Here is a 13,127-nt window from a genome sequence, read left to right as displayed (position 1 = left end):
CGGCTGCGCCGCTTCATAGACCGTAACATTTTTACAATTTTCAAACGCAGAATGCGGTCATACTTGCCATAATGTCAACTTCATGCGTAATATGAGTTAAAATATTCTACGATCAATGCAGGGGAGTGAGATGGCGGCGTTGAAAGGCAAGGTTGCCCTGATTACCGGAGCGGGGCAAGGCATAGGCCAGGGGATTGCCCTCGCCCTGGCCAGTGAGGGCGTCGACCTGCTGCTCGCGGGGCGCACGCTGGACAAGGTCGAACAGACCGCGCGGCGGGCGCGGGAACGCGGCGTGCGCGCCATTCCGACAGCCTGCAACGTCAAGGACGCCAGCGACCTAGCGAGCGCGGTCCAGACGGCCGTGCGCGACCTGGGTGGCATCGATATCCTGGTCAACAATGCGCAGGAGGTGCCGCTCGGCCTGATCGACGAGGTGTCGGATGACGCTTTTGCAGCCGGATTCGAATCCGGCCCGCTCGCCTCCTTCCGCCTGATGAAACTGGTCCATCCCCATATGGCGCAGCGCGGCGGCGGCACCATCTTCAACTTTTCCTCCTCGGCGGGCATCCGCTGGGACATGGCGACCTATGGCTGCTATGGCGCGATCAAGCAGGCGACCCGCGCGCTCACCCGCGCCGCCGCATCGGAATGGGGGCGGGAGAATATCCGCGTCCTCACCATCGCCCCCCATGCCGAATCGCCCGGCCTCAAATGGTGGATCGAGAATAATCCGGAAGAGGCCGAAGCCTTTTTCCGCACCATCCCCCTGGGCCGCATCGGTCGGCTTGAAGAGGATATCGGCCGCGCCATCGTCGCGCTGTGCGGGGTGGACCTGTCCTATCTGACCGGCGCGACCATCCCGCTCGACGGTGGGCAGGCCAATTTCGGCTGAACGAGGCGAGATATGGAAAAGCTGATCTGCGACGGCGAAAGCCGTGGTGCAATATTGGCTACCGTCCGCCGCGGCACATAGCGGCCGGTTTGCAACATGGCTGGGAGCGGGATCGACCATCATCGCCAATGTTGACCATCCTCCTCAGCCGGGATCGCGTACAGGGGGCCGCGGCCAGGCCAGGCACTCAATCCAATCCGCCGTTACCGGCAGCCTGTGTCGGGCGGACAACCAAGGATCAGCAAAACCATTCCGCTGCAGGGCGGAGCCCGAATTTCTAAAAAGCGGAGCGCGTAAAAATGGAGAAGGTTATTGCCGCCCTGTGGGCGCCTGAAGGTGAAAATCGCGAAGCCTATGGCGCGCGCATCCTCGCCAGCCTGCCGCAGGCGCTACACGCAGGAGGAGCGCAGCATATCCGGCTCAACGTGCGCGATGAAAAGGTGGCAACAGCTGAACAACTCACCCAGCGTTGGCAAGCCCCGCAGCAGGCAGCGGTAGCTCAGTTCTGGATGCCTTCGAGCAACCGACGCTTCAGAGGAGCGGTGGATGCGGCCCTGGCTTCTCATAGCGCGCGCTTCGCCGCGTGGCTTGTGTGTGAGTCAACGATCATCGCCTCGGAGGCCAGTCCCGCATCGGCCAGTCCCGCATCGGCCCGCCCCGGACGTAACGCCGGGTGGGCCCAAGCGAGTTTTATCAGCTTCCGTCCCGACATAACGCGTGAGGCGGCGATCGGCCACTGGCATTCTCATCATACACGTGTGGCCATCGAAACGCAGGCCAATTTCGAATATATCCAAAACCTCATCGTCAAGCCGCTGACGGACGATGCCCCCGCCTATGACGCTTTTGTGGAAGAATGCTTTGCGATCGAGGCCATGACGGACCCCAGCGCTTTCTTTGACGCGGCAGGCGATGCGGAGAAGCTTGCCGCCAATCAGACAGCGATGATGGACAGCTGCGCGGGCTTTATCGACTTCGCACGCATCGACATCATTCCCACATCTCAGTTCGATTTCCACCATCCCAGCTGAAGGCGGATCAACTCTGCAATAGGCGTCGGGCAGAGGGGATTTGTTGTCTCTCTTCTTGGAACAATGCTCATGCTCCAGCTATGGAATGCGGCGCAGGCAGCGTTTGAAAACCTCCATCGCGCGCCGAGAATCCAGAATGCGGTTGAGCGATGGCTCTTCGCTGCTCTTAATCCGCAACTGTCACCAGCCGATGCTCGCGTCGATATACATCGACCCACATGCTGCAGCGAAAAGGCGCCACCCACCAGGGGACTGGCAGATGGCGCCGCACAGGACGACCCGAAGGCTGCGGCCCGTGCATACTGGATCCGTTTTCGGCCGGTTTTCAGAAGGTCATGCGAACGCCCACGGCATAGGTAGCCGGCGCGCCCACCATGCGCGATGCGCCGTTCATTTCGGGAAAATAGACTTCGTCAGTGATGTTGCGGCCCATCGCATAGACCGACCAGCCATGCGGCGATTCCAGTTCGATCCGGGCGTTGAGCAGCGTGTAGGCCGGCGAGATATTGCCGACGACCGCGTTCAGGCGATTCGATTCCTTGCCATGATGGAAGATATTGGCACGGCTCTTGAGCACCCAGCCGTCACCGAAGCTGTAGCTGTGGACGAGGCCGACCCGGCCGGTCCATTTGGGCGCGCCGGGCAGCGGATCGCCCACGGTGGCGGTCACATCGGCGATGCGGTTGGAATTGAACTCGGTGATCTCCGAATAGAGATAGGTGCCTGATGCATCGAAATCGAGCTTGTGCCCGCCGCTGTTCAGCAGGTTGAGGTTCAGCGCACCCTCAAAACCACGGGTCTTGGCCTTGCCGACATTGGTGCGGCCATTGGTGTCATTGTCGAGCCGCGTCGTTGCCTGCAGATTGTCAAAATCATTGGCGAAGGCGTCGAGCGAGAGGCGGACCGGTCCCCTATAGTAACGCACGCCCGCTTCATAGGCCCAGACCGTCTCGGACTGGAACGGCTCGGTCTCGGCCAGCGTCATGATCGACGTGCCGTCGAAGCCGCCCGACCGATAGCCGCGCGCGACCGAGGCGAAGACGTTCAGGTCATCGGTGATGAACCATTGCGCCGCCGCCCGGCCGGACACGTCATCATCCTTGAACTGCTTGTCCCACTGGAAATTGGGCGTCGTCGCGAAAAAGGTGGCGTAGTTGGAGATGCCCCAGGGGTTGTCGTCGATGTTGCGGCCCTGCGAATCCACGTCGTCCTTGGTGTAGCGCAGGCCCATCGTCAGCTTGACCTTGGGCAGCAGTTCATAATCGGCCTGGCCGAAGACGGCGGCGCTACGACGGCGCTGATTGTGGATATTATGGTAGATGGTGCGCGCGGCCCAGCTGGTCCATTGGCTCTGATAGTCGATCTTGTCGCTCATGTAGAAGCCGCCGACCAGCCAGTTGAAGCGGCCCTGCTGCTCGTTGCGCAGGCGCATTTCGAGCGAAGCCTGGCTCAGATCCTCGTCGAACAGATATTCATATTGGGGGTAGGGCGTGCCGTCGCCATTCCCGCCGATGTTACGCTGGCTGGACTGCCAGCCCGCCACCATGTCGAAGCGGGTGGCGTCGTTCAAGAGGTGCGAGAATTGGGCCGACGCGCCCTTGATATCGATCTTCTGCTGAAAATAGGCGCGCGAATAGAAGCTGTAGGGATCATCATCTTCGCCCGCGTTGAGGACGCTGCTGTCGTTCGCAGCGCTGATGCGGTCATATTGACGGGCATCGCCACGGTCGCGGCTGGCAAAGGCCTTCAGCGTCAAGCTGGTGTCCGGCCCAAAATCGATATCGACTGTACCGCGCGCCGCGAACAGATCCTTGTCGCCAAAGCCCTTGCGCGGACCGGGGTCGTTGATGGCGGGCACCTGGCTCTGGACCACGCCGCCGACGCTGAGTTGCGCACCGGCCAGATCGCCCGCCCCCTTGCCGTTCATGTAACCGCCCCCCCTGGTCGGTCATCACCGCCAGCCGCACGCGCATATTGTCGCTGACCGGACCGCCGATCGCCGCTTCGGCGCGCAAGCTGTCATAGCTGCCGTAGCGCACATCGGCATAGCCGTCGAATGTGTCGCCGCCGCCGCGCGTGATCGCATTAACGACGCCGGCCGTGGTGTTGCGGCCGTAGAGGGTACCCTGCGGCCCGCGGAGCACCTCGATCCGTTCCAGATCGAACAGCGGCATACCGAGATAGGCGTTGGAGCTTTGGTAGACGCCGTCGACATGCAGCGCGACCGAGGGGCTGCCATTGGGCTTGTAATCATCCGCGCCGCCGATGCCGCGAATGGTCAGCAGGCCATAGCTTTCGCCGCCGGTGCTGTAGTTGATGGACAGGCCGGGCACTTCGTCGACCAGACTGGCGAAATCGGTGATCTTGCGTTCCGATGCCTCCTCCCCAGACACGACGGTGATCGCCTGCGGCACTTTCGACAGGTCTTCGACCCGCTTCTGCGCGGTGACGATGATATCACCCCCGCCTGCGACGCCCGTGCCCGCTTCGGCCGCCGACAGTTCGGTCGGCGCCTTGGCGACGGCGAGCGAAATCATCGTTGCGCCCTCATAGGAAATGGCCATGCCGCGCCCGGCGATCAGCCGGCGCAGCGCCTCGGCGCGGGGAAAACGGCCCTTGAGCGCGATCGAGCGACGACCGGCGATGGCGTCATAGGGGAAGACCATCTGCACGCCGGCCTGACGACCAAATTCATTCAACGACGTCGCCATATTCTGCGCCGGAATGTCGAATGCGATTGCGCGATCGCTCGTCGCGCTAGCGGGTGCCGCGGCGAGGATCAGGGGTAGTGCGACCGAATGAAAACTCATTATTGCCCTCCGATGGAAGCGTCTCTCGGAGGATGGGATGAGTGGGCGGCATGCCACCGCCATCGCACCCGCAAAAAAATTTAATCAGCCTGCTGTAAGGGTAATGGCGCCATTTGCGCTGCGCTGCGATCGGATGCCGAAGGACGCATGCAGGGCAGTCAGCAGATCATTGGGGTTGGTAGTCGTAAAACGCCCCCCCAGCCGGATGCGCGACAGCGCCGGATCGGCGATGACGATTCTGGGGTCGAGATAGCGGTTGAATTCGGCGACGACGAAGTCGAGACTCTCACCTTCGAACACCAGCTGCCCGTCCTTCCAGCTGCGCGCACGGTCGAGCGTTACCGGATCGGCCGGACGGACGGCGACATTCTGGCCGATCACTCGCGCGATTGTCCCAGCTGCCAGTCGACCGCCCCGCACACTGTCGGCCGCGCCGTCCAGCACGAGAAAGTCGAAGGATTCAGGCTGCTGCCGTGCATTGAAGCTGCCAGCACCGAGTTGGAATCGTGCGTCCCCTGCCTCCAGCTCCAGCTTGCCGCGCAGCGCGGCCGGCACCGTAAGGCCGATCTCGCCCCGCTCCAGCCAGATGCGGCTGTGGCCCTTGTCGGTCCGCCAGCTGATCCGCGTGCCAGTGTTGAGTTCGATCCGGGTGCCGTCATCCAGCACCAGCGCACGCCGCTCGCCCACCGCCGTTTCGGCATGTTCGCGCGCAGTGGCCCGCACCGCCAGCAGCGCGCCGGCGACCGATGCGCTACCGGCCATCACGCCCGCGCGCAGCATCCGGCGGCGGTTGATCGGCGGAGACACAGGTTCAGCCGCGCGCTGCTCTACCGCGCGCAGACGTTCCACCTGCTCGAAGGCATCAGCGACCTGGGCAAAGGCGACCGCATGCCGGGGATCGGCCATGCGCCATTGCTCGAACGCTTGCCGTGTAACCGAACCGGCGTCGAGCGCCGCCAGCCAGCCGGCGGCTTCCTCCATCATTTTTTCTGTAGTCGGTGGCGTTGCCATAAGCGCGCGATCTGGGCTCCTTCTTCCTGCGGTGGCGCTTCCTGCATCGCATAGGCAAGAATCGCCAGCCCTTTGGCAAGATGCTTCTCTACGGTAGAGACCGACAAGCCCATCCGCACCGCTATCTCGCCGGGCAATAATCCTTCGATCCGCCGCATCTTCACCACCGCGCGCGGCTGGGGCGGCAATTTTTCCATCAGCGCAATCAGCCGCGCCAGCTCCAGATTGCCGGAAAGGACGGCGAACTGGTCGGGCGCACTGTCGACAATCTCCATCGCCTCCATGTCGGCCAGATGCTCGAACCGCACGACCGTGGCGCGGCGATGGCGTTCATGCGCCAGGTTACGGATAATGGTGAGGACGAAGCTGCGCGGATTGACGATTTCGCGATGGTGCGACGCATTGATCGCCCGGGCATAGGCCTCCTGCACCAGGTCCTCCGCCTCGACCCTCGGGACCAGCCGTGCCGCCTGCCGCCGGAACGCAACCCTGTGCGGCAATATCTCGTCAATGAACCAGCGGTCTACATCCCTCAACCAGGTCACGTCAGCGTCCCCCCTCGGCTGAGCGGGGCGGTTAGCCAGCGCAGATGACAAAATCGGGACATTGACGTCTTTCATTCGCGGATGCTGTCGCATTACTGTCAAACGCCGCCGATAGGGCCGCGCAATGCAGCAATTCCCCTGGCATCGCCGCGCCGTGCTTGGCGCCATGGCCGCGCTTGGCACCCGCCCGCTTACCGTGCTGGCAGCGCCCTTCACCCCGCAGGCCGATCCCTTTGCGCTCGGTGTGGCGAGCGGCGATCCCTCCCGCGACGGCTTCATACTGTGGACGCGCCTGGTAGGAGCCGGCGCGCAACCGCTTCGGGCCGGGGCAATCCCGGTGCGCTACGAGGTCGCCGAGGATGAAGCTTTTCGCCACCTCGTCCACGCCGGCGAAACGCGTGCCTATCCCGAGGCAGCGCACAGCGTCCATCTCGAACTGGCGGGGCTGCGGCCGGGACGGCCCTATCATTATCGCTTCCATGCGCTGGGCGCGACCAGCCCAGTCGGACGCACCGCGACCGTGCCAGACCGAGCCGAGCGCCTGCGACTGGCGCTCACATCCTGCCAGCATTGGGAACTGGGCTGGTTCAGCGCCTATCGCGACATGCTGGCGGGCGATCCCGATCTGATCGTGCAAGTGGGCGACTATATCTACGAACAATCCTATCCCGACCAGCCCAAGGTCCGCGATTTCGGCGCGCCCGAACCGCGCGACCTGGCCGGCTATCGCGCGCGCTACGCCCTTTATCGCACCGACCCGGACCTGCAGGAGGCGCATCGACGCGTACCCTGGCTGGTGACATGGGACGATCATGAGGTGCTGAACGATTATGCCGCGCTCGCTAATCGGGAAGGGCTGTCCCCCGACATCTTCGCCGCGCGGCGGGCGGCCGCCTATCAGGCCTATTTCGAACATATGCCGATCCGGCCCAGCCTGTGGCGTTTGATGGCGACCCCGCGCCTCTATCGTGGAGTCGATTGGGGCGAACTGGTGTCCCTCTCGATGCTCGACACCCGCCAATTCCGCTCCGGCCCGCCCTGCGCTGCACCCTCGGTGGCGCGCAATATCCGGCTAGACCATTGTACCGAGCGATGGCGTTCCGACAGGACCATGTTGGGACAAGCACAGGAAGCTTGGCTGGCGCAGCGTCTGGCCGCGGAGCGGCGGCCCTGGACCCTGCTCGCGCAGGGCGTGTTCTTCGCATCGCTTGCCCTCGATGGCACGGGCGAAGCCGTCTATAGTGACCAGTGGGACGGCTATGCCGCCGGGCGTGCACGGCTGCTGGAACAACTGGCGCGGCCCAATGTCCGCAATCCCTATGTCCTGAGCGGCGACGTCCATAGTTTCTGGCTGAACGACCTGCATCAGGCGGAGGGCAAACCGCTGGTGGCGACCGAAATCGTCACTTCCGCACTGGCCGCCCAATCGCCGCCAGCAGGGCGCTTCGGCGATGTTCGCGCCAACAATCCTCATATCCGCTTCAGCGACGTAAACCACAGCGGCTACGTCCGCATCGAGATCCAGCCTGATCGGCTGACCGCACAGTTTCGTGCACTAGATCTGAGATCGACAGACACAACGCCGAAAATCCTAAAAAATGTCGAACAGCAAGCAACCGTGAGCCGGTGAGCTATATCGCCCAATAGATAAATTCGAAAATTTTCGTCAATCAATTTGACATCATTAGGCGCTTGGCACATTTAGCTGGAGCGCATCGCGGCGCGTATATGAGGTCGGCACTCCAAATGGCTATTGAGCAAACCAGGCGCGGGGGGAGCGTCATCATCACCTTGGATCAGCCGGAATGCGCCAACGCATTATCCTGCACCATGGCACAAGATCTGGTCGCTGCATTTGACGATGCGGTTGCTAGCGGCGCACGAGCCATTTTGCTCACTGGCGCCGGACGAGCCTTTTGCAGCGGGGGGCAATTGTCGGACCCGCTTCCCGAAGATGCCGGTGCCATATTGGAAGAGACGATCAATCCGTTGATGCGCAGATTGGCCGGGTTGGACATCCCGCTGATCGTCGCCCTCAACGGGCCGGCGATTGGGGCGGGAGCGGCATTGGCGCTGGCGGGAGACATCGTGTTTGCCGGTCGATCGGCATGGTTGGGTTTCAGCTTTGCGCAGGTGGGTCTGGTCTGCGACGCCGGGACAAGCTGGCTGTTGCCGCGCACGCTGGGCTGGCACCGGGCGATGGCGGCGATGATGCTGGGCAAGCGGATCAGTGCCGAGCAAGCTGTGGAATGGGGGCTGGTCACGCAGGTCATCGACGACGACCGGCTGGAAGAGGAGGCGCTGGCGCTGCTTGATCGCTTCGCGACCGGCCCTACCCGCGCCTTCGGGATGATCCGCAGACTGGCGCGTCAGGCGCTGGAGTTGTCCTTCGAGGATGCACTGACAGCGGAACGCACCGCCCAATATGCCGCTGGCCTGACCAGCGATTTCCGGGAGGGCGCAACCGCCTTCAGGGAACGGCGCGCACCCCGGTTCGTGGGGCGCTGATCAGATCCCGTCCTGCTGGGCGCGGATGGCCGCCAGGATCGCCTTGCGCGTGGCGACCAGCGCGAGGAAAGCCAGCGTCAACGCAACGCCGCTGACCGTCGCCAGCGCTTTGCCGAGACCGCTCGCGCCACCGTAGAGATGCTCGCTGAGGGCACCGATCAGCAGCGGTCCAAGCCCCATGCCCGCAAGATTGACGAACAGCAGGTAGATGGCGGTCAGGCGCCCGCGCATATTGGCGGGGACCAGCAACTGCAGCGTCGCCGCCTGCAAGCCTCCGATCATCGAGGTTGCGGTCATGGCCAGCGCCATGAGGGTCAATGCCAGGGTCCGGTCCTGTACCAGAAAGGCGGCGATCAGCAGCGGGAGCTGGATGACGATCGACGCCATCACGACACGCACCGGCGCATTCGCCACACCGCGGCGCGCCAGCCGATCGGAGACCAGGCCAGCCGCCAGCAGTCCGCCAGAACCAAGCACCCCGGTGATGAGACCGAATTGCAGGCCGATCTCCGCCGGCGCCATGCCATGGGCACGGGCGAAATGGGCCGGTCCCCAGAGCAGGGCGCCATAGGCCGCGACCACCATCGCCGAATAGCCACCGATCACGCCGAGAAAGGCCGCTTTGCGTTGGCGCATCAAGGCGAACAGGGCGCGGATCGGCGGCGTGCTGGCGGCGACGGTCTGGCGTGGCGCCTCCCGCATGGTGGCCAGCATCAGCAGCGCGAGCGGCACGCCGAGCAATCCCACAGCGACGAACGCCATGCGCCACCCGCCCAGCACGAAGCCGCCAGGCAGAGCGAGAGCGACATGCTGCGTCCAGCCGACCAGATAGCCGCCGAACATCATCGCGACGCCGCCACCCAGCGACACGCCCATGGCATAGAGGCTGATGGCAAAGCCCAGACGCGAGGGGTCAAAACGATCCGCGATGGTCGAATAGGCGGCAGGCGACAACGTCGCCTCCCCGATGCCGACGAAAGCCCGGGCGGCGAGCAGGGTCATGAAGCCGCCGGCGAAACCGCAGAGCGCGGTCGCGAGGCTCCAGCCGACGAGGCCCAGCAGGATCAGATTGCGCCGATTGCCGCGATCCGCCCAGGCGCCAAAGGGGATTCCCATGACCGAGTATAGCAATACGAAGCCGAAACCGACCAGCAGGCCGATCTGGGTGTCGCCGAGTTGAAGGTCGGCGCGGATGGGGTCGATCATCAAGCTGACCAGCACCCGGTCCATGAAGGACAGCATATAGGCGAGGGTCAGGACAAGCACGACATAATAGGCGTAGCGGGTCCCTTCCCGCTTTTGGCCCCTGCTGCCGCCCTGCTGTTCTGTCATGCCGTGCATCCGCCCGCCCCTACTTTCACCTTGTTTATCAAATTATCTGACATATAATTTTGGCATCAGCAATCCACTTCGGCAATAAGATTACTCAATTTTTGTGAATATGAGCCGATATGACTTCTGTCATCTCGCTGATTGACAAGTCCGTCGCGCTGGTCAATATCGTAAGAAATATTGACGATATTAGGTGAGGAACTGGCTAGGCGCCGATGGATATGAGCGACGTGCAATCGACCGGCCCGCTGACGGGCATTCGCGTGGTGGAGATGGGGCAGCTGATCGCCGGCCCTTTCTGCGGCCAGTTGCTGGGCGACATGGGCGCAGAAATCGTGAAGATCGAACCACCAGCCAAAGGCGATCCCATGCGTGAATGGGGCCGCGGCGACCGGCCCAGCTGGTGGGCGGTGATCGCCCGCAACAAGCAGTCGGTGTCCGTCGACCTGCGCAGCGAAGCCGGGCAGGACATTGCGCGGCGGCTGATTGGCGAAGCCGATATCTTGATCGAGAATTTCCGGCCCGGCACGCTGGAGCGCTGGAATCTCAACCCGATCGAATTGCGCAAGCTGAACCCCCGGCTGATCGTGGTGCGGGTATCGGGCTATGGCCAGACCGGACCCTATGCTTCCCGCGCCGGCTTTGGTGGTATTGGCGAGGCGATGGGCGGCTGGCGCGCCATCGTCGGCGAGCCTGATCGCGCCCCTGCTCGCATGGGCGTGTCGATCGGCGATTCGCTGGCGGCGACCTATGGCTGCATGGGCGCGCTCGCCGCGTTGCACCATCGAGCACAGAGCGGCGAGGGGCAGATTGTCGATGCCTCCCTCTACGAAAGCGTGTTGCAGGTGATGGAGAGCCTGATCCCCGAATATGCGGTGGCAGGCTATCAGCGGACGCGCACCGGATCGATCCTGCCGGGCATCGCGCCGTCCAACGTCTATCCGTGCAGCGACGGCGAATATCTGATCGGCGCCAACCAGGATGGGGTGTTCGCCCGGCTCTGCGCGGCGATGGGTCGGCCCGAACTGGCGCAGGATGCGCGCTATGCCACCCATGTCGCGCGCGGCGCGAACCAGGGCGATCTGGACGCGCTGATAGGCGAATGGACGCAGAGGCTGACCGTCGATGCGCTCGAAGCGCTTATGGTCGAACATGCCGTGCCCGCCGGGCGCATCTATGGCGCCGCCGACATGATGGCCGACCCGCATTTCAAGGCGCGCGAGGCGATCATCGAAGTGGAAGACCCGGTGCTGGGCACGGTGCCGATGCAGGGCGTCTTCCCCAAGCTGTCGGCCACGCCGGGATCGGTGCGTAAGGCGGCACCGGCCGCGATCGGCGAGGATAATGCGGCGGTGCTGACTCGCTGGTTGGGCCTCGATCCCGACGCCATCGAAGCACTCGCCAAGAACAAGACAATCTGATGCTCGCCCGGAGGAGGGGCGTTTCCGCATGCGGGTAACTCACGCACTAGAAAGGGCGGCGATCGTCGCCGCCGACCGTCCCGCGACCATCGATGCGGACCGGTGTCGCAACTGGGCCGAGGTCCGCGACCGGGTCGCACGGTTCGCGGGCGGATTGCAGCGGTTGGGCGTGCAGCCGGGCGACCGGGTCGCGATCCTGGCGATGAATTGCGACTTTTTCTTCGAAGCCTATTTCGCCATTCCCTGGGCCGGGGGCGTCATGGTGCCGCTCAACACGCGGCTGGCTTTGCCTGAACTGGCCTTCCAGCTGGATGATGCCGGGGTCGATATCCTGCTATATGGGCGGGAGTTTGCAGAGGTCGCGGGGGCGTTACGAGCGCAGGGAACGGTGCGCACGCTGATCGGCATGGACGATGGCGAAGAACCGGCCGACCATGGCATGGACGCGCTGATCGCCGCCTCGCAGGCGGTTCCGGCCGCTCGGCAGGGGGATGCGGATCTTGCCGGCATCTTCTACACCGGCGGCACCACCGGCCTCCCCAAAGGGGTGATGCTGAGCCATGGCAATCTCTACGCCATGGCCGTCAATCTTTTGATGATGATCCAGTTCGACGAGGATTGCGTCAATTTCCATTCGGCGCCGATGTTCCATCTGGCTGATATCGGCATCCTGTTCGCAACCATGGCGGCGGGTACTCATGTCTTCCGCCGCAGCTTCGATGCGGGCGATGTGCTGGAGGCGATTTCGCAGCATAAGGTGACGCATTGCTTCACCGTGCCGGTGATGATCGAGCGGCTGGCCAAGCATCCCGAGCTGGAGCGGTTCGACATCGCCTCGCTCCGGATGCTGGGCTATGGCGGGTCGTCCATGCCCGCCGCCAGCCTGGACTTCGCCCGCTCGCGCTTTCCCGGTGTCGACTTCATCCAGGGCTTCGGCCAGACCGAGATGGCCGCCGCGACGATGTTGGGACCGAAAGCGCATCGGGCGGACGCTGATCCTGCGAAGCTGCGATCAGCCGGGCATGTCTGCCTGGGCTATGAGATCCGTGTCGTCGACGAGGATGGCCAGGAAGTGCCACGCGGCACGGTGGGCGAGATTGTCGGGCGCGGCGACAATGTGATGATGGGCTATTGGAACCGGCCTGATGAAACCGCCGAGGTCATGCAGGGCGGCTGGCTCCATACCCGCGACGCGGGCTATATGGACGAGGACGGCTATATCTACATCACCGACCGGCTGAAGGACATGATCGTGTCGGGCGCGGAGAATGTCTATTCGATCGAGGTGGAGAATGCGATTTCCCACCATCCCGCCGTCGCCGAAAGCGCCGTGATCGGCGTGCCCGACGCGCTGTGGGGCGAGCGGGTGCATGCGGTGATCGTGCTGAAAGCCGGGTCGGACGCGATCGACATTGCGGGCTTGCAGGCCTTTTGCAAACAGCGGATCGCCAGCTATAAATGCCCCAAGAGCATGGAGTTGCGCGACGAGGCCCTGCCGCGCAGTCCGGCCGGCAAGATATTGAAGGGTCCGCTGCGCGATGCCTGCGTCGCGCGGATCACGGATTGAACGGCTTTTA

General features: G+C 63.5%; 11 protein-coding genes. 6 read left to right on the top strand and 5 right to left on the bottom strand.

Annotated elements, in window-relative coordinates; all coding sequences use genetic code 11:
* Window positions 1-130: 130 nt before the first annotated feature.
* Window positions 131-892, top strand: coding sequence for an SDR family NAD(P)-dependent oxidoreductase (locus DM806_RS10380; protein WP_179043156.1), 762 nt, complete (start codon window positions 131-133; stop codon window positions 890-892).
* Window positions 893-1,191: 299 nt separating this feature from the next.
* Complete coding sequence (locus DM806_RS10375; RefSeq protein WP_179043155.1) at window positions 1,192-1,923, top strand: EthD domain-containing protein; 732 nt, start codon at window positions 1,192-1,194, stop codon at window positions 1,921-1,923.
* 325 nt (window positions 1,924-2,248) lie between these two features.
* Here the strand turns inward: DM806_RS10375 and DM806_RS26970 are convergent, their stop codons facing one another.
* From DM806_RS26970 to DM806_RS10360, 4 genes are all read right to left on the bottom strand, one after another.
* A complete protein-coding gene (locus tag DM806_RS26970; RefSeq protein ID WP_256869239.1) occupies window positions 2,249-3,679 on the bottom strand; it encodes a TonB-dependent receptor in 1,431 nt (476 codons plus the stop codon).
* Window positions 3,627-4,733, bottom strand: a complete 1,107-nt coding sequence (locus DM806_RS27250) for a TonB-dependent receptor plug domain-containing protein (RefSeq protein ID WP_256869219.1) — start codon at window positions 4,731-4,733, stop codon at window positions 3,627-3,629. Before DM806_RS27250 ends, DM806_RS26970 begins: the two co-directional genes overlap by 53 nt.
* 84 nt (window positions 4,734-4,817) lie before the next feature.
* Window positions 4,818-5,714 carry a FecR family protein gene (locus DM806_RS10365; protein WP_179043154.1) on the bottom strand — a complete coding sequence of 299 codons (897 nt, stop codon included), beginning with the start codon at window positions 5,712-5,714 and terminating at the stop codon, window positions 4,818-4,820.
* The gene (locus DM806_RS10360) at window positions 5,714-6,289 is read right to left on the bottom strand and encodes an RNA polymerase sigma factor (RefSeq protein WP_179043153.1); all 576 of its coding nucleotides are present in this window, start codon (window positions 6,287-6,289) and stop codon (window positions 5,714-5,716) included. Before DM806_RS10360 ends, DM806_RS10365 begins: the two co-directional genes overlap by 1 nt.
* 124 nt (window positions 6,290-6,413) lie before the next feature.
* Here DM806_RS10360 and DM806_RS10355 point away from each other — a divergent pair, with 124 nt between their 5' ends.
* A complete protein-coding gene (locus DM806_RS10355) occupies window positions 6,414-7,919 on the top strand; it encodes an alkaline phosphatase D family protein (RefSeq protein WP_179043152.1) in 1,506 nt (501 codons plus the stop codon).
* Between the two features lie 98 nt (window positions 7,920-8,017).
* On the top strand, window positions 8,018-8,797 hold the full coding sequence (locus DM806_RS10350; RefSeq protein ID WP_306294751.1) for an enoyl-CoA hydratase-related protein: 780 nt from the start codon (window positions 8,018-8,020) through the stop codon (window positions 8,795-8,797).
* On the opposite strand, the gene DM806_RS10345 is transcribed toward DM806_RS10350, so the two are convergent.
* Window positions 8,798-10,129, bottom strand: a complete 1,332-nt coding sequence (locus DM806_RS10345) for a spinster family MFS transporter (protein ID WP_218647452.1) — start codon at window positions 10,127-10,129, stop codon at window positions 8,798-8,800.
* A gap of 221 nt (window positions 10,130-10,350) precedes the next feature.
* Between DM806_RS10345 and DM806_RS10340 the strand changes: the two genes are divergently transcribed.
* Entirely contained in the window at window positions 10,351-11,550 is a 1,200-nt protein-coding gene (locus DM806_RS10340; RefSeq protein WP_256869218.1) for a CaiB/BaiF CoA transferase family protein, read from the top strand.
* A gap of 28 nt (window positions 11,551-11,578) precedes the next feature.
* Window positions 11,579-13,117, top strand: a complete 1,539-nt coding sequence (locus tag DM806_RS10335; protein ID WP_179043148.1) for an acyl-CoA synthetase — start codon at window positions 11,579-11,581, stop codon at window positions 13,115-13,117.
* The last annotated feature ends 10 nt before the right edge of the window (window positions 13,118-13,127 follow it).

Source organism: Sphingobium lactosutens, from assembly GCF_013393185.1.
In the GTDB taxonomy this organism is placed as follows: Bacteria; Pseudomonadota; Alphaproteobacteria; order Sphingomonadales; family Sphingomonadaceae; genus Sphingobium; species Sphingobium lactosutens_A.
This window is presented reverse-complemented; position numbering and strand designations above follow the sequence as displayed.

Bases quoted from the DNA above. Each gene is read 5' to 3' on its own strand.
- DM806_RS10345 (WP_218647452.1), bottom strand. From the start codon at position 10,129: ATGACAGAACAGCAGGGCGGCAGCAGGGGCCAAAAGCGGGAAGGGACC.
- DM806_RS10380 (WP_179043156.1), top strand. From the start codon at position 131: ATGGCGGCGTTGAAAGGCAAGGTTGCCCTGATTACCGGAGCGGGGCAA.
- DM806_RS10365 (WP_179043154.1), bottom strand. From the start codon at position 5,714: ATGGAGGAAGCCGCCGGCTGGCTGGCGGCGCTCGACGCCGGTTCGGTT.
- DM806_RS27250 (WP_256869219.1), bottom strand. From the start codon at position 4,733: ATGAGTTTTCATTCGGTCGCACTACCCCTGATCCTCGCCGCGGCACCC.
- DM806_RS10350 (WP_306294751.1), top strand. From the start codon at position 8,018: ATGAGGTCGGCACTCCAAATGGCTATTGAGCAAACCAGGCGCGGGGGG.
- DM806_RS10335 (WP_179043148.1), top strand. From the start codon at position 11,579: ATGCGGGTAACTCACGCACTAGAAAGGGCGGCGATCGTCGCCGCCGAC.
- DM806_RS10375 (WP_179043155.1), top strand. From the start codon at position 1,192: ATGGAGAAGGTTATTGCCGCCCTGTGGGCGCCTGAAGGTGAAAATCGC.
- DM806_RS10340 (WP_256869218.1), top strand. From the start codon at position 10,351: ATGAGCGACGTGCAATCGACCGGCCCGCTGACGGGCATTCGCGTGGTG.
- DM806_RS10355 (WP_179043152.1), top strand. From the start codon at position 6,414: ATGCAGCAATTCCCCTGGCATCGCCGCGCCGTGCTTGGCGCCATGGCC.